The organism is Flexithrix dorotheae DSM 6795, assembly GCF_000379765.1.
GTDB lineage: Bacteria > Bacteroidota > Bacteroidia > Cytophagales > Flammeovirgaceae > Flexithrix > Flexithrix dorotheae.
The window spans coordinates 1-17,187 of the sequence record NZ_KB903438.1 but is presented as its reverse complement, the minus strand read 5'-3'; the positions used below and the strand labels follow the sequence as shown (position 1 = coordinate 17,187).

Annotated in this window: 14 protein-coding genes; 2 read left to right on the top strand and 12 right to left on the bottom strand. The window is 36.2% G+C overall.

The annotated features are described in order from the left end of the window. Window positions 1-170 precede the first annotated feature (170 nt). The 4 genes from A3EM_RS0112380 to trmB all read right to left on the bottom strand — a co-directional run bounded on the left by A3EM_RS0112380 (window position 171) and on the right by trmB (window position 4,587). Window positions 171-2,696 carry an ATP-dependent Clp protease ATP-binding subunit gene (locus A3EM_RS0112380; RefSeq protein WP_026210260.1) on the bottom strand — a complete coding sequence of 842 codons (2,526 nt, stop codon included), beginning with the start codon at window positions 2,694-2,696 and terminating at the stop codon, window positions 171-173. A 126-nt stretch (window positions 2,697-2,822) separates the two neighbouring features. After that, window positions 2,823-3,464, bottom strand: coding sequence for a WbqC family protein (locus tag A3EM_RS0112375; protein ID WP_020528533.1), 642 nt, complete (start codon window positions 3,462-3,464; stop codon window positions 2,823-2,825). After that, complete coding sequence (locus A3EM_RS0112370; protein ID WP_020528532.1) at window positions 3,454-3,921, bottom strand: GNAT family N-acetyltransferase; 468 nt, start codon at window positions 3,919-3,921, stop codon at window positions 3,454-3,456. Before A3EM_RS0112370 ends, A3EM_RS0112375 begins: the two co-directional genes overlap by 11 nt. Before the next feature lie 6 nt (window positions 3,922-3,927). Further along, complete coding sequence (gene trmB, locus A3EM_RS0112365; RefSeq protein WP_020528531.1) at window positions 3,928-4,587, bottom strand: tRNA (guanosine(46)-N7)-methyltransferase TrmB; 660 nt, start codon at window positions 4,585-4,587, stop codon at window positions 3,928-3,930. Between the two features lie 219 nt (window positions 4,588-4,806). Between trmB and A3EM_RS0112355 the strand changes: the two genes are divergently transcribed. Beyond that, the gene (locus A3EM_RS0112355) at window positions 4,807-5,187 is read left to right on the top strand and encodes a co-chaperone GroES (RefSeq protein ID WP_020528529.1); all 381 of its coding nucleotides are present in this window, start codon (window positions 4,807-4,809) and stop codon (window positions 5,185-5,187) included. A 69-nt stretch (window positions 5,188-5,256) separates the two neighbouring features. Here the strand turns inward: A3EM_RS0112355 and A3EM_RS0112350 are convergent, their stop codons facing one another. Further along, window positions 5,257-7,377, bottom strand: a complete 2,121-nt coding sequence (locus tag A3EM_RS0112350) for a tetratricopeptide repeat-containing sensor histidine kinase (protein ID WP_020528528.1) — start codon at window positions 7,375-7,377, stop codon at window positions 5,257-5,259. Between the two features lie 552 nt (window positions 7,378-7,929). Between A3EM_RS0112350 and A3EM_RS0112335 the strand changes: the two genes are divergently transcribed. Further along, window positions 7,930-8,859: an ABC transporter ATP-binding protein gene (locus A3EM_RS0112335; protein WP_020528525.1), complete on the top strand. Its 930-nt coding sequence runs from the start codon at window positions 7,930-7,932 to the stop codon at window positions 8,857-8,859. On the opposite strand, the gene A3EM_RS0112330 is transcribed toward A3EM_RS0112335, so the two are convergent. The 7 genes from A3EM_RS0112330 to A3EM_RS42210 all read right to left on the bottom strand — a co-directional run. After that, a complete protein-coding gene (locus A3EM_RS0112330; RefSeq protein WP_020528524.1) occupies window positions 8,848-10,701 on the bottom strand; it encodes a pyruvate kinase in 1,854 nt (617 codons plus the stop codon). The genes A3EM_RS0112335 and A3EM_RS0112330 overlap by 12 nt on opposite strands. 122 nt (window positions 10,702-10,823) lie before the next feature. Further along, window positions 10,824-11,546, bottom strand: coding sequence for a bacillithiol biosynthesis deacetylase BshB1 (gene bshB1 / locus A3EM_RS0112325; protein ID WP_020528523.1), 723 nt, complete (start codon window positions 11,544-11,546; stop codon window positions 10,824-10,826). A gap of 227 nt (window positions 11,547-11,773) precedes the next feature. Further along, window positions 11,774-12,445, bottom strand: coding sequence for a TrmH family RNA methyltransferase (locus tag A3EM_RS0112320; RefSeq protein ID WP_020528522.1), 672 nt, complete (start codon window positions 12,443-12,445; stop codon window positions 11,774-11,776). Window positions 12,446-12,450: 5 nt separating this feature from the next. Further along, window positions 12,451-14,169, bottom strand: coding sequence for an ABC transporter substrate-binding protein (locus A3EM_RS0112315; protein ID WP_020528521.1), 1,719 nt, complete (start codon window positions 14,167-14,169; stop codon window positions 12,451-12,453). 277 nt (window positions 14,170-14,446) lie between these two features. Next, window positions 14,447-15,976 carry a glutamine-hydrolyzing GMP synthase gene (gene guaA / locus A3EM_RS0112310; protein WP_020528520.1) on the bottom strand — a complete coding sequence of 510 codons (1,530 nt, stop codon included), beginning with the start codon at window positions 15,974-15,976 and terminating at the stop codon, window positions 14,447-14,449. A 64-nt stretch (window positions 15,977-16,040) separates the two neighbouring features. After that, window positions 16,041-16,907, bottom strand: a complete 867-nt coding sequence (locus A3EM_RS42215) for a TIGR01777 family oxidoreductase (protein ID WP_044238248.1) — start codon at window positions 16,905-16,907, stop codon at window positions 16,041-16,043. A gap of 124 nt (window positions 16,908-17,031) precedes the next feature. Then, window positions 17,032-17,187 (bottom strand): ATP-binding protein (locus tag A3EM_RS42210; protein ID WP_020528518.1); only part of this gene is annotated, 156 nt, incomplete at its 5' end.

The following is a 17,187-nucleotide window of genomic DNA, read 5'->3' as shown; positions in this document are numbered from 1 at the left end:
GGCAAATATAAATCAACTCATAAACAAACAAGCGAAATTTTTGTTCATTTTTTTTTATCAACCCTTTAAACCTTATTGATTCCAGCCATAATCACTTGCCACAAAAAATAAAAAAAGGGACTCTCAAAATTTGAGAATCCCTTTGATCTAAAAAATATTATTTACTACAATTACTCAGTTTCAGCCTTTGTAGCCTTTTTGATCTTGAGGTTAAGTTCACCGGATTTTCCATCATAGTCCGCCACTAAAGTATCGCCTTCAGTTATTTCATTTTTCAATAACTCTTCGGCAATAGGATCTTCCAGGAATTTCTGGATTGCCCTGTTCAATGGCCTTGCTCCATATTGAGGATCATATCCTTTTTCCGCTAAGAAATCTTTAGCTTTTTCAGATAACTTGATATGGTATCCAAGAATTTTTAGCCTTTCAAAAAGTTTACCCAGAGAAATATCAATAATCTTATGAATATGCTCTCTTTCCAGTGAGTTGAATACGATCACATCATCCAACCTATTTAAGAATTCAGGAGAAAATGCCTTTTTCAGCGCATTCTGGATAGTTCCTTTCATAATTTCATCCTGATTTCCAACCTTTGTTTTGGTGGCAAAACCAATGCCTGCACCAAAATCTTTCAGGTCCTTTACTCCTATATTTGAAGTCATGATGATAATGGTATTTCTGAAGTCCACTCTTCTTCCAAGTCCATCTGTTAAAATACCATCATCCAATACCTGAAGCAATAAGTTAAATACATCAGGGTGAGCTTTTTCGATCTCATCCAAAAGCACTACACTATATGGCTTTCTTCTAATCTTCTCGGTAAGTTGTCCACCTTCCTCATAACCCACATATCCCGGAGGTGCTCCAACTAACCTGGATACAGAGAATTTCTCCATATATTCACTCATATCTATTCTTACAAGAGAATCCTCTTTATCAAACAAATGAGTAGCCAGCACTTTGGCTAATTCAGTTTTACCAACTCCGGTAGGTCCTAAGAAGATAAAGGATCCAATAGGTTTTTGAGGATCTTTTAAACCAACCCTGGTTCTCTGAATTGATTTCACCAGTTTATCAATTGCCTGATTTTGCCCAATCACTTTTGCCTTAAGTTCATCACCCATTCCCAGCAACTTCAGACTTTCATTCTGAGCAAGTCTGTTTACAGGGATTCCAGTCATCATGGCAATTACTTCCGCTACATTTTCTTCCTCCACCGGATACACCGTTTCGTTGGTTTCCTTTTCCCATCTCACCTTGGCTGCTTCCAACTGATCAATAAGTTTCTTTTCCTTATCTCTCAACTGAGCGGCTTCTTCATATTTCTGACTTTTGACTACTTTATTCTTTTCTTTCTTCACATTTTCAATCTGCTCCTCCAACTTCACAATATCATCAGGCACATGGATATTGTTAATGTGAACTCTTGCCCCCGCTTCATCCAAAACGTCAATTGCTTTGTCTGGTAAAAACCGATCACTTATATACCGATCAGATAATTTCACACAAGCTTCTATGGCATCAGGTGTATAATCCACTCTATGGTGGTCTTCGTATTTGCCTTTTATGTTGTTCAGGATTTCAACAGTTTCTTCAGGTGTAGTAGCATCTACCATTACCATTTGGAAACGCCTTGCCAATGCACCATCCTTCTCAATATATTGTCTGTACTCGTCTAGAGTAGTGGCACCAATACATTGTATATCACCTCTGGCAAGCGCTGGCTTAAACATATTACTGGCATCCAGTGAACCGGAAGCTCCTCCTGCACCAACAATGGTATGAATTTCATCAATGAATAGGATCACCTCAGGGGCTTTTTCCAATTCATTCATTACAGCCTTCATTCTTTCTTCGAACTGACCTCTGTATTTTGTACCAGCTACCAGTGAAGCAAGATCAAGCGTAACCACTCTTTTTCCGAACAGTACCCTTGATACCTTTTTTTGTACAATTCTAAGAGCAAGCCCTTCCGCTATTGCGGTTTTACCTACTCCAGGTTCCCCAATTAGAATTGGATTATTTTTCTTTCTTCTACTTAGAATTTGCGCAACCCTTTCAATCTCGTTTTCCCTACCAACAATAGGATCAAGTTTATCATCTTCAGCATATTTAGTTAAATCTCTGCCGAAGTTATCCAAAACAGGAGTTCTGGACTTTTCAGATCCTTTGCCTTCCCTTCCTGAACTTCCACCACCAAACATTCTGCTTGGTTCATCATCCGGATCATCTGTTTCTGACGGACCAGAAACCGGATTATCAGTATGATATTCAAGAAGTTCTTTGATCACTTCATAGGTTACATCAAATTTATGTAATATCTGAGTGGCCAAATTATCTTCATCTCTAAGAATTGACAACAACAAGTGTTCAGTTCCTATTAATTGAGCTTTAAAGATTTTAGCCTCCAGGTATGTAATTTTCAGAACTTTCTCTGATTGTCTTGTTAAGGGTATATTTGCTAAGTTTTTTACATTATGACTAGCAGTTCCTCTTGTAGCTTGCTCAATAGTAGCCCGAAGTTCCTCCAAGGAAATTCCAAGCTTTTTTAACAGTGCCACAGCAATTCCCTCACCTTCGCGAATCATTCCTAGTAATAGGTGTTCCGTTCCAATGTAATCATGCCCCAGCCGCAATGCCTCTTCTCTGCTTAATGAAATTACTTCTTTTACCCTATTTGAAAATTTAGCTTCCATAGCCATGGGTGTTAGATAATTATAGATGAATTATAAAATTAACGTTCGCTATAGTTAAATAAAAACAATTTATTGAAATATTACTAATAATACTCTAATGTTTTTTGCTTTATTCAACTACAATGTTTAAAAAATTAAATTTTTTGCTTGTTGATCAATAATTACTGAGGAATTTTGTCCCTCATTAAACAACAAATCAATAATACTTAAATTCTCTGTAAAATCAGAACCAAATATCTGGTTATAAAATTGTACATTTTTAATACCACTTTCCTTTTTGGGATGAATAACTGACCTAAAGTCGGCTATATTTTCCGGAACTTCATGATAGTAGGTGTCAGTATGGCGAATATCAACCTTTATGTTTAGCATTTTTAGACACAATGTCAGTAAATCCATATTCAAATCGTAGAGATATTGATGTTGAGCATAGATAATTTCCTCAAAATAATCTCCATAAAACTCGAAAAAAGGAGTTTTGGCATAAGCCGATTTTAATGCCCTCCAATGCCGGTTTTGCCATTTTTGTACATAATCAATTTCCACCTTTCGTGTTTTTAAACCGTTTTTGTACTTTACCGGCACTGTTAATCTATCGATTTTATTGGAAGTTAAAATGTAACAACGGTTTCTATAGCTTTGTTTGATATACGACTCCTCCGATTCCAGGTAAATTATTTTATATTTTTTCAGTAAAGAAAAATAGGAAATACATGGAAGATGTTGTAAATCAATTAAAAGCGCTTCCTGCCCACTTTCAATATTCATCGAGTTGTTTTTTAGTTAATCTACAATTAATCCAATTATCAAAGAATTTGGTTCCATTTTTCTTATAAAAATTAATAGCGGGTTCGTTCCAGTCAAGGACCTGCCACATGAGACGGTTTGTATTTTCCTCCCTTGTAATCTCTACAATTCTATCAAATAACTTCTGACCTATGCCCTTCCCTCTCCAACTTTCTGATACTACCAAATCCTCCAGGTAAAGGCATCTGCCTTTCCAGGTTGAATACGCTATATAATATAAGGCCATTCCGATAATCTCATTGCCCGACTCGGCAATAATAAATTTATAGATAGAGTTTTCCCCAAATCCATCTGCTAACATTTCTTCTTCAGAATTCTCCAGTTCATGAATAGATTTTTCATAATCAGCTAATTCTTTGATAAGTCCAAAAACAGCTTTTATATCCTTTTCATTCCCTTTTCTAATCTTAATTTCCACTTTTCTTTAGTTTTCAAATTTGAATTTCAAATAATTTATCTTAAATCCTTTTTCGGAAAACATGTTTTCATACCTGGTTTTTATCCCGAAATGTTCTTCAAGCAAATCTGAATTATACAAATCCTTTGTGTATGTCAGATCTTTAATTCGGGTTTCTTCAAGTACTTCCAGGGTATATTCAAACAATGGCAGACTATCCGTTTTAAATCGAATCCAACTATCTTCTTTCAGGATATTTTCATATATATTCAGATATCGGGGGTGGGTAAGTCGTCTTTTCTCATCTCTTGACCGGGGCCTTGGGTCGGGAAAAACAATCCAGATTTCATCCACCTCATTTTCCTCAAAGAAATTTTGTAGTGTCAATATCTGACATCTTAGAAAAGCTACATTATTTAAATTGTTATTAATGGCCACCGTACTTCCATTAAAAATTCTATCTCCTTTTACATCTACACCAATGAAGTTTTTTTCAGGAAAAACATTGGCCATTCCCGTAGAATATTCCCCATTTCCACAAGCCAGCTCTAATACTATTGGATTATCGTTATTAAAAACCTTATTATTCCAATTGCCTTTCACCTGTTCATATATAGGCTTTCCCGGCTCAATAACATTATTTCGTTTATTATTCTCTTCAAATTTGGCTAACTTTCTTCTGCTCATCTAATATTAAAATTCTAATCCTTCTTAATCATTTACTTTTTTATCCTGTAAATCCCGATAAACTTGACAAAAATACCTGTTTTTACCGAAATCCATTATTCCCAAGGAAACCATTACAGGAATTCCGCCATACAAACTGATATTTTGTCAGTAAAAGATGGCAGCGCCTTATTTTTGTATTAAATTTCATTAAAAAATTCAGTTGAATAAATAAGGCAAATGGTAACCGAAGAAAATAAATTGAGTAAAATCATTGTGGTAGGAGATCGTGTATTGATAAAGCCTAAAACTCCTACTGATAAAACCAAATCAGGACTATTTCTTCCTCCTGGTGTACATGAAAAAGAAAAAATACAAAGTGGCTATGTGATTAAAGTAGGGCCTGGTTATCCGCTTCCTCCACCATCCGATGAAATGGATGAACCATGGAAAGCTAACAATGAAAAATTAAAATATATGCCTTTACAGGTGGAAGAGGGCGATTTGGCCATATTTTTACAAAAAGGTGCATTCGAAGTGATTTATGAGGGAGAAAAATATTTTATTGTTCCTCAACATACTATTCTGATGGTAGAACGCGACCCTGAATTGTTTAGCTAAAATTTCCGGATTCAAATCTTTTTATTTCAATAAAAAAATCCCAAAGCCTTTTAATGGTTTTGGGATTTTTTACACAGGTTGACCCTGGGTAACCAAAGGCAATTCCAAAAGAAATGTTGTTCCGGAGCTTTCTTTACTTTCAAACCCGATTTTCCCATTTATTTTTTCAGTAAGCAAACGTACAATATAAAGGCCTAATCCAGTGGAGGGTTCGCCTGCGGTTGGCTGAGCGGATAATTTCTGAAATTTACCAAAAACCTTCTCCTTATCACTTTCTTTAATGCCAGGACCACTATCAATTACTGCTATGGTCAAGGTGTTGTGATTTCGATTTGTTTTAATTTTGACTTCTGAATTGGGAAAACTAAACTTGATGGCATTGGAAATTAGGTTATCAAGAATTCTTGTCAGGATATCTTTGTCTGTAAAAATTTCATTATCACCATGGGTGTGCAACGCAATTTTTATTTTTTTCACAGAGGCTACCTGTTCAAATGAAGCAGCAATACTTTTCAAAAATTGTTCAACTGATAAAGCCTCCTGCTTAATCTGAATATCTTTATTTTCAAGAATATTCATCTCCAACAAATCATTTATCAAATGATCTCCCCGTGACACTACCTGTTTAATTTTTTCAATATAATTTGAAAAGCTTTTCTCTGAATGGCCTTCAATAGAGATTAATTCTACCAAACCTTTTATCTGATTTAAAGGAGCCCGGAGGTCATGCGCCACAATATGCATAAGCGTATCCTTTTCTCGGTTAAGGTTGGAAAGAGCTTCATTTCTGGCAAATAACTCAGCATTTTGATCACCTATCTCTTCACTTTGCATTTCGAGTTCTTCCTTCTGACTTTGGATTAATTTGTTTTTAGCCAGCAAAACCTTATTAAACCGATGCTCCCTTTTGTTAACTTTTAGTAGAAAAAAAATAAAAATTCCTACTAAAATTAAAATGGATACGCCCGCAAAAACCGTTACCCTCTGTCTCTTAATTTGTTCATCTTTATAAAGGTTTTCCTGCTTGAGCCTGTTATTTTCCATTTCTGATTGTGCCAATTGAAATTCTGTTTCCAGTTTTTCAATTTTTCTAGCCTGTTCTTCACCAAGCAAACTGTCGTTATAAATGAAATAAAAGCCCTGGTATTCCAAAGCTTTTTGATAATTGCCAACTCCTTTATAGGCTTTATTCAGCACTCCACTTGCCCCGGCAATAAGTTGATTACTACTCAACTGTTTCGCCTGTAAATAACCTTTTTCCGCAACTTCAATGGCTTTTCTATATTGCTCCATTTTCAGAAAATAATTTCCCAGGTCAATATTAGTGGAACACTCACCCCACAAATAATTTATTTCAAGGGAATACTCTAAAGCTTCATTTAAATACAAAAGAGCCTCATCCATTTTCCCCTTCAATATGGACACTTTCGAAATCGAATTAAGAGCATACACTAGACCTTTTAAATTCCCCACTTCCATTTGGATCTGGTAACTCTGCATAAACTCACTCAAGGCCCTTTCAATATCATTTTTTTCCATATAAATCCTCCCGAGGGAATTCTTTATATACCCCATTCCTTCTTTATTGCCAATCCTGGATTGCATATCATAGGCCTTCAAATAATATTTTTCTGATTCTTCATAATTCTTAAAATTAAAATGAACAAGCGCAATATTGGTATAGGCATCTGCTACTCCCCATTCATCCTGTATTTGCTCACTATAATCCAAAAATTTTTGTTGACATTTGAGTGCACTTGAAAGTTCCCCCTCATATATATAAACCAATCCCAGGTAGTTATTCGACTTTGCAAGACCAAAGATATAATCCTTTTCTTCACTTTGAGAAAGGCCTTTTTTAATTAACTCCATACCCTCCAAATGATCTCCGAAAAGGTATAAATTGAATCCTTTGACCAAATTCACCCTTATTTCTCCTATGAAATAATTACTTTCCCGGCTAATTGCCATAGAAAAATCCGCATACCTCACAAAGGAATCTTTGTAACTATTCTGATATAATTCGGCAATTTTTAAATAAAGATCAGCTTTCAGGCTATCGAATGGAGCATTTTCAACTTTACCAAGCAAGTCTTTTTTACTTGACTCAATAAAATCTGGCTGAGAGAATCCGGGAATTCCCTGAAGATAAATAAGGATAAAAAATAGCTTAAAAACATCTTTTGGCATACTTCAAACTACAAGTGATATTTGAGAAAAGCAAAAAGAGTTTAAAGAATTTCCCACTAAAAAACTTTCCATTAAGCATTTCATTTTCACTGAAAAAATCATGAGCAAAGGTCCTGTTTGAAAGCCGAAAATTTGGACGAAATTCAACAGCAAAAAACTCTATTTGATCTTTCTCCACATAAATATAGGTAAATTAGAGAAATTATTTTTTCCCAGTTTCATGATTTCTGTTCTGCTCACTGAGTATAATATTTACATATAAATTATACATGGAAAACTCATGAAATTTTATTTTGAGCTACATGGCCTTTTCAAACTTTTTTTTCCTCCTAAGAAGAATTCATATCCCAAAATAGAAAAAAGGATTAAAATAGAATTTCTCCAGAAATTTTAATTTTTTGGAATCAAAATAAGCCTATTTCCTTTTTCCAATTACTTTCATAATAACTACCTTTGAATTATCACCTAATCGGTGAGAAAAAAATCCTGCAGGTTAGACTAAACTTTTTAACACTTTAACCTGAATACTTAACTTATAGAAAGGGCTGAAAATTGGATCTGCTGAGAATAGAAAATGTAACAAAAAGATATGCCGGCCATACCGCACTGAAAAATATCAATATTTCAATTCCTGAAAAAAGTATATTTGGTTTACTGGGACCTAATGGAGCTGGAAAAACATCATTAATCCGGATAATTACCCAAATTACCGGTGCGGATGAAGGAGAGATTTTCTTCAGAGAAGAAAAATTGCACCCCAGGCATGGTTTAAAAATTGGTTATTTGCCAGAAGAACGGGGGCTTTATAAAAAAATGAAAGTTGGGGAACAATTGATTTACCTTTCAAGACTAAAAGGATTATCTCTGGCAGAGGTAAAGCAAAAACTACCCTATTGGATTGAGAAATTTGAAATAAAATCCTGGTTAAATAAAAAGATTGAAGACTTATCGAAGGGAATGCAACAAAAGGTTCAATTTATTGCCACGGTACTTCATCAACCAGAATTAATCATTCTTGATGAACCATTTTCAGGATTTGATCCCATCAATGCCAACCTGATTAAGGATGAAATTCTCCAGCTGAGGGAAAAAGGCTGCACCATTATTTTCTCCACTCACCGAATGGAAACAGTTGAAGAACTTTGCGACCATCTGGCCTTAATCAACAAGGCGGAGAAAGTGTTGGATGGAAAAAAATCAGAGATAAAAACCCAATACAAAACCAATTTATTTGAGGTGGAAACCAACCAGCCAGTTCTGGAAATGGATTTATCAAATTCCTTTTCGTTACAGAGTTCCGAACAAAACGAAATTGGCTGGTACAAAAGCCTGATCAGAATAAATGGAAGCAGCTCTAACGAACTGATCAATAGCCTTATACCCAAATTCGAAATCCATTCCATAAAAGAAATCATTCCCTCCATCAATGATATATTCATAAAAATGGTGAAGGAAGGTAATGGAAATTCTTTAAACTCCTGAAGAATTATTCCCAGCTCCTAAAATGAGTTCAGCCAGCATAGGAGACTTTTTATTCTGGTAATCTTTCATCATACTTAAAATATGATTGAGCATTTTGATAGCATCCACTATATGTGCGCCTTTATTTAACATCACACACTCCGCTCTTTGGGACATGGCCGCATCTGAAATTTCAGCCCTGGAAGGCAACCCTTTTTTGGCAAGGCTCTCCAAAACCTGAGTAGCCCAGACCACCGGAACATGGGCGGCCTGGCAGAGAGAGAGAATCTCTTCCTGTATCCTGGCCATATTTTCCCAACCACATTCTATAGCCAAATCTCCCCTGGCGATCATCACACCAAGTGGATAAAACTGCATGGCAGTCAGTAAAATTTCAGTAAGATTATTGAAGCCAGCCTGAGTTTCTATTTTTAAAATGATGCCCAGTTTATCTTTGGCATTCAACTTTTCAAGTTCTGCAATTAATTCCTCTACATCTGCTTTAGAATTTACAAAGGAAAGGTTAACCACATCAGCATGCTCAGCTACAAAAGGCAAATCAGATTTATCTTTAGCAGTCAGCCCACTGATTTTCAAATCACTATCGGGTAAATTTATACCTTTATCTGCCTTTAGTTTTGCTCCGCCTTCTTTAGCATAGGTAATTTTCACCACCAGCTTTTCAGCATTCGCCTGGTGAATAATTCCTTCGATCTTTCCATCGTCAAAAAGGATTCGCTCTCCTTCTTTCACAAAATCAAATACTTCTTCTGAAGTACAGGAAATATGAGCATTTTTTAACAGGTTGCCATCTTCATCAAATTCCGCAGGTTTACCGGGAATTTTCTCTTTGTGAATAATAAATAAATCTCCAATATTTAAAAGGATTTTTTGCTGAATTGGAGGAAGTTCTCCCACCTGTGTTTCCGAAACTTCATCATTCTTCTCCAAAAAAAGAAGGGTTCCTGTTTCAATGTAGGCAGCATCGTAACAATTGGCAAGCTTCCACAAACCGGAAGTTCCTACAATTTTCAGTTGTCTTTTTTTATTTCTTGTATCCGTAAAAACAACCTTATCGTTTTCTTCGAGATTTTTTAGCCATTCCTCATTTACTAAAATAAAGTTTTCGGTTTCTTCTGGCAAGTCATGCCCTTCGGGAATTAACCATATCTGCGCGGGATTAATCACCCTACCATAGTCATCCCTTTCTGGCTGGCATTTAATCACCTTGGGACCTGGAAGAATTTCTCCGGTTCTAATTTTTGGGCCTCCCAAATCCATACAAACCTTGCATTTTCTCCGCACTTTAGCAGAAGCCTCTCGTACATTTTCAATCATTTGTGCCCATTCCACCTCTGAGTCGTGTGCACAATTTACACGAGCACTGTTCATGCCCAGTTCAACAAATTTTCTCACCAAATCGGGATGCTGTGCGGCTTCGCTAGGCTGGGTGACCATTATCCTTACCCTTCGTCCTTTTGTTCGATACCCCAAAAGATTTTTAGTATTCCTATTGAGATACTTATTCCCCTTTTTTATGGATATTCTTGATTTTACTGATTTTAATTTCTTTTTTTTAATGAAACTTTCCAACACCCTTTTGATAATGTCAATACTGGCCATCACATGAGCTTCAGCCTTGCCAAGCCTCGACAAACCAAGGTGAGCAAGTTTTTCCTGTAGTTCCCTGATGTCATTTTGTCGCAAGGCTCTGTAATGCAATAGATTTAAAGCGCTTTCTTTAAAGGAGGGATGGACTTTTTCCAGATAGGGTTTATACTTTTCTTCTAAAATCTCGGCTTGTTCCCGGATATTATCCAGTTGCTCAAGCATCCATAAAATTTCTAGCTTTTTAATTTTCATGCCCCGGAAAGGTTGGTCTTTTTTCGAAACCGAAAATTAAATATTTTACGACATAATTAAGATGGAAATGTAAAAACTTTAGATTAAATTTTGCAGTCCTAAGGGCAACCTAGGAACTATTTTTAGATAAAATCGAATAAACTTTTCACTGCCAAGGGTTTTGAAATAGTAAACCCTTCAGCAAGTTCAACTCCCACATGCTGCCCATATTCTTTGGCTCTGGCTTTAATAAATTCCATAAACCCCGGAGTGGAAATAAAGGTCTGGTCACCAGAAACTTGCTCTCCTTCCTGATGAAACTGACTTTTAAAAGCCATTATAGCCGCTTTTTTCTGTTCCCAAAAAGCGGAAATATCTACCACAAAATCAGGCTTTATGTAATTGCTTTGGATATAATGAAAAACATTGGAAGGCCTCCAGGCTTTCTGAATTTCTCCTTCCAGCTCAGTTTCTATTTTTTTCAACCCGCTTAAAAATATGGCATCATTAGCCAGCTTTGCTGCCCGACCATGATCGGGATGACGGTCTTCAATGGCATTGGCTAAAATTATATCTGGCTGATATTTTCTTATTCTTTTTATGATTTCCAACTGATGAGCCTTATTATTCTCAAAAAAGCCATCAGCAAAACCAAGATTTTCCCGACAAGACAAGCCCATAATTTTAGCTGCCTCTGCAGCCTCCTTCATTCTTAATTCAGCGTTTCCCCTGGTACCTAATTCTCCTTTGGTAAAATCCACTATACCCACTTTTTTACCCTGATGAATATGTGATAAAATAGTTCCTGAACAGGACAACTCTGCATCATCCGGGTGAACTGCTAAAACAAGTATATCTAATTTCATTTTGACTGGCTAATTAAATTTTTAGGCGCAAATTCCACTGCTATGGATTATAAAATCAGGATAATAAAAAAGGGTATTATTTAATTCCTTTAAATAGTTAACAATTGTAAACCCAACTGTTCTATTTTGTTAATTTTTGCTTATTTCACGCATAGCAATTTTTATTGCCTAATTTGGTTTATTTGATAAAGCTCTATCTGTTATGATAGAGCTTTTTTTATAAAATCTCAGGAAAATTTTTTATTAAATTCCTTTTCAATAATATCAATTTTTTTAATAGAGGTTCTGGCCCACCTCACTTTCAAATCCAGGATTTCTTCCTCGGTTAATTTCCAGTCTACTTCCGAATCCTTTAATTTATTCATCAGATAATAAAGCGAAATACCAGCACTTACGGAAATATTGAAGCTTTCTGTGAATCCACACATGGGAATGGTCACCGTATAATCAACTTCATCAAAAACTTCCTGGCTTATTCCATTGAGTTCATTTCCAAAAACAAGAGCGATTTTGTGATCAAGAGGAAGATCGTGAAGGCTAATACTTGATTGACCAGGTGAAGTAGCAGCAATTTTATAACCTTTCTTTTTGACTGCAGAAAGGGCTTCTTTAGTGGTGGAGAATCGGTGTAAATCCACCCATTTGGATGCCCCCATCACTACATTTTTATTTACCTTATACCGAGTGCTTTCCTCAATCACATACAAATCCTGAACTCCCAGGCATTCGCAAGATCTCATTACCGCACTGGCATTTTGAGATTGAAATATATTGTCCAGAATAACAGTCAGGTATCTCGTTCTTTCCGATAACACAGAAAGTATACCTTCCTTTCTGTGTTCAGTAAGATATCCAGAGAGGTAATCATATAAGGCTTGGTTTTTCCGGAAATCTGGCATTAAAACTACTTTTCTCCAATTAATATATTTCTTTCTTTTGGTTTATTCACTATCTCCAGAATGCCATTTTTCAGACGCACTATTGGAACAAAGCTATTGTCATTACCATCCTGAAAATTAAAGCCATAAGAAACGGCACCCCTTATAAATTGCTCATCGTGAATCCCATTGGGTAAACCTGTTCCGTATTTCTGCAACATTTTACCAAAAAGCGAAATAGATTCAAAACCTAAATAGGCATAAATAGAAGGTATAAAATTCAACTTTTCCACATAATCACTCTGAAACATTTTTGCCTTTATGCTGTCTTTATCAAAATATCTAGGATAACTGAAAAAGACTTTCATTAATTCCAACTGCTTATAGCTCAGTTGTTCTATTTCCAGCAGATCATTGAAAACCAAAATAGGATTTCTTGATTTTATACTTTGCAAGGCACTTATGGCATTTACACTTACCGCTTTATCCACGGAACTTAAAAACACATGGGGGACACTATCAGAGGCAAGTGGCCCCAGCTTTTCCAGCAGATTTTCAAAAAACTCCGGTGTATATTCAAAAGATTGCACCAATTGCACTACTCCTCCCCTTTCTTCAAGATATTCCTTATATTCCCTGGCTAGTCTTTCATCACTGCTTTTTAATCCATGCAGAATATAGGCCGTTTTACTTTCTAATGAATCTATTGCAAAATCTGCAAGGGCCTTCACTTCGGTGGAAGGAGTAGCCTGAGTAAGGAAAGCAAAAGGGTTTCCGGCAATAAACTTCTTATTGGATGAAACAGGATTGACTATGATTTTTTTGAAAACGCCAGCATAATCAGCTACTAATGGAATGGTATTCGGATATAATGGGCCAAAAATCATATCCATTTCCTCAAAAGAAGGATCACTCAAGATTTTTACAGTGGTTAAACTATCCCTTTTGGTATCGAAAGCAAAAAGATTGAGTTTAATGCCTTGGTCTTTTAATTTTTCAGCTCCAATTTTAATTCCTTCATAGAGGTCTAATACCCGCTGCACATTTACAGGAATGGAATCCATGGTAAAATCCCCCTCCATAAAAGGGAGTAAAACCGCTACGTTATAACTATCTTTATAAACAGGCTCCACTAAAAGGGAATCCTCACTGTTAGCAACTTCGCCATATAAAGGGCTCAACTCTTCAAACAGGGTTTGGTAAGTAGGATAAACCTGAATAGTTAAAAGTTTTTTATAAATTTTTTCTCCAATGATATCATCCTCAAATTTTCTGTATAAAAACTCCAACTCCTCAATAGATTGATCATCAAGCCTGGTTATTAAGAGTTCATTAATATCCTCTTCATATTGCGTACCTTTTATTTTATTGAAATATTCCAAACCACTGTTGAAGGAATTATTATCAAATTCAATCAGTCCAACCAAAAAGTTGACATCATCCATATTTTCCCAGGTAGGATTTTTCCGGATCAACTCAAATAGCGCATCCCTTGATTCTGATTTATTACCATTTTTATAGGCAGAATAAGCATATAAATAAAGCGCATAATCTCTGTAACTATTCCCCTCCTGCACAGCCGCCACCGACTTAAAAACTTCCTTAGCTTGCCCATACTGATGGTTATTCAGGAAAGTTTTGCCATATTCATATTTTTTATAAAGTGCTTTGGATGTTTTGGACTGCCCCAAAACCAGGGACGATATCAGTCCCAATACAGCAATAAGAAGGATTCTTTTAATCATATTATCAGAAAAAAACTTGACTCAGAAAAAATTCATTACAATAGTGCTATAAAAAATTGAGTCAATAAAATAAATTGGACAAAGGCATCATATCTCTGTTAAATATCTCGGCCTGAATACCCAATATTATTCAAATATAAAAATTTTTGCTTCATTGCATCCCAAACCATTGAATCTTCAACAGGTTACAGCAAGAAAAAGCATTATAAAAAACATGAAAAAACCTAACAGGAATTTGCCTATATCCAAATTCCTGTTAGGTTTTGAGAAGCTTACATTATTCCCATTCTATAGTGGCAGGTGGTTTGGAACTAATATCGTATACCACTCTGTTCACACCTTTTACCTGATTAATAATTTTGTTACTAATCTCCGCCAAAAATTTATAAGGTAAATGTACCCAATCAGCTGTCATTCCATCCAGACTGGTTACTGCCCTCAAACTTACTACCTGCTCATAAGTTCTCTCATCTCCCATCACCCCAACCGACTGAACAGGTAATAGCATAGCTCCTGCCTGCCATACATCATCATATAACTTATGGTCTTTTAATCCTTTTATAAAAATGTAATCCACATCCTGTAGAATACGTACTTTTTCACTGGTAATATCACCCAGTATCCTGATTCCTAATCCAGGCCCCGGGAATGGATGCCTTCCCAAAATTTCCTGCTTCACATCCATTTCCTTCCCGACTCTTCTCACCTCATCTTTAAATAGCGTATTCAGTGGTTCTACCACTTTTAACTTCATAAAATCGGGTAATCCTCCAACATTATGGTGAGATTTAATAGTAGCTGAAGGACCTTTTACTGAAACTGACTCAATCACATCAGGATAAATAGTGCCTTGTCCCAACCATTTTACATCCGATATTTGATGAGCCTCATCATCAAAAACCTCAATAAAGGTTTTGCCAATCGCTTTTCTTTTTGCTTCAGGATCCTTTATCCCTTTTAAAGCCTCATAAAATCTGTCCTTTGCATCCACCCCTTTCACATTCAATCCCATATCCTGATAGGAATGTAACACTTCTTCAAACTCATACTTTCTGAGCAGACCGTTGTCTACAAAAATGCAATAAAGATTCTTGCCAATGGCTTTGTGTAACAATACGGCTGCAACTGAAGAGTCAACTCCTCCTGAAAGCCCCATGACTACTTTATCATTTCCTAATTTTTCCTTAAGTTCAGCAACCGTGGAATCTACATAGTGAGCTGGTGTCCAGTCCTGTTCACAACCACAAATATCAACCAGGAAATTTTTAAGAACTGTAAGTCCCTCTTCTGAATGGGTAACTTCCGGATGGAACTGAATTCCATAAGTTTGTTCCTCTTCCACCTGGAAAGCGGCAATTTCCACACTTTCTGTACTTGCAATTTTTTTGAATTCAGGAGGAAGCTCCCGAATGGTATCTCCATGAGACATCCAAACCTGAGAGTTTGCGGTAATATGTCTTAATAGAGGATTTGTATCATTAATAAAACTGAGGTTAGCCCTTCCGTACTCCCTTATTTCAGAAGGAAGAACTTTTCCGCCTGCTTCATGTGCGGTGAGTTGAGCTCCGTAGCAAATACCCAATACAGGTAATTCACCCCGAATAGAGTCCAGTTCAATACTGGGTGCTTCCTTGTCAAATACAGAATGGGGACTACCAGATAGGATAATTCCCTTCACATCCTGATCAATAATGGGTAGATGATTGTAAGGATGAATTTCGCAATAAACATTTAACTCTCTTACCCTTCTGGCGATAAGTTGAGTATACTGCGAGCCAAAGTCGAAAATGTAAATTTTTTCTGCCATGCGCAAAATTAAAAAATTACCTTAAAGTCGGTAATAAAATTTTAATTAAGGCAGAAATAAATATTCAATTCGCTAAATCATTCAGGGCTTCATCGATTTTTTCGTATTGGAAATGATACCCATCTTTCAGAAGCCTGGTAGGAATAACTCTTCTGCTTTTTAGAATTAATTCAGCTTCCGTGCTCATCAAAAATACTCCGATCTTCACCATCCATTCCATAGCCGGGATTCCGATTTTTTGCCGAAAGGCAGCTCTAAATGCGCTCATAAATTCTTTATTAGGAACAGGGTTCGGACTGGAACAATTGTAAATACCCGTGGCCGAGTCATTTTGAATCATCCAATTAATAATCTCTGCAAAATCTTTTTCATGTAACCAACTCATATATTGTGTTCCTTTTCCCTGATGTCCACCCAAGCCTAGTTTTACCAGGTTTTTGAAGGGAACAATCACTCCTCCCGTTTTTCCAAATACCATAGCCAGCCTCATTAAAACCTTTCTGGTTCTTGGAGTATTAATTTGATTAAAAACCGCTTCCCACTTTTCACATACATCTACCGAAAATCCGGTACCAATCTCTCCTGTTATTTCATCCATTGGTCTGTCTTCAGCATGGCGGTAAATAGTAGCAGATGCTGCGTTAATCCAGACTTTTGGAGGCTTTTCACAAGCCAGGATCGCTTTCCCTAAAACAGCTGTTGAGTTTAATCTGGAATCATAAATCTCCTTTTTATTTTTTTCATTGTAGCGACAATCCACTGATTTGCCTGCCAGATTTACAACTGCTAGGGCATTTTCTAATTCTTTTGCCCAATCATCCAAATTCACACCATCCCAATACACATATCTTAAATTTCCATTTGTAGCCTGGGACTTTCTTGATAAAACAACCACCTCCATCCCTTTCCTTAGATAATATTGGATAAGCACCTGCCCTAAAAATGTAAAATATTACGATACTGACCCGTGTAATTACGATAGTGATCCACCCTTTTTTAGCAGCTCTGTAGTTTAGGTTAAAAAATTAGGCTGAGGTTTAACAAATTTACATAAATCATTTCATTTTTCTTTTTCTCAAAGATTCTCCTTTTAATTCGATACGATGGGCAGTATGTATCATTCTATCAAGTAGTGCATCGGCCACGGTACTATCCCCTATGATATCATACCAATTTGCCACTGGGAGTTGTGAACTGATGATGGTGGACCT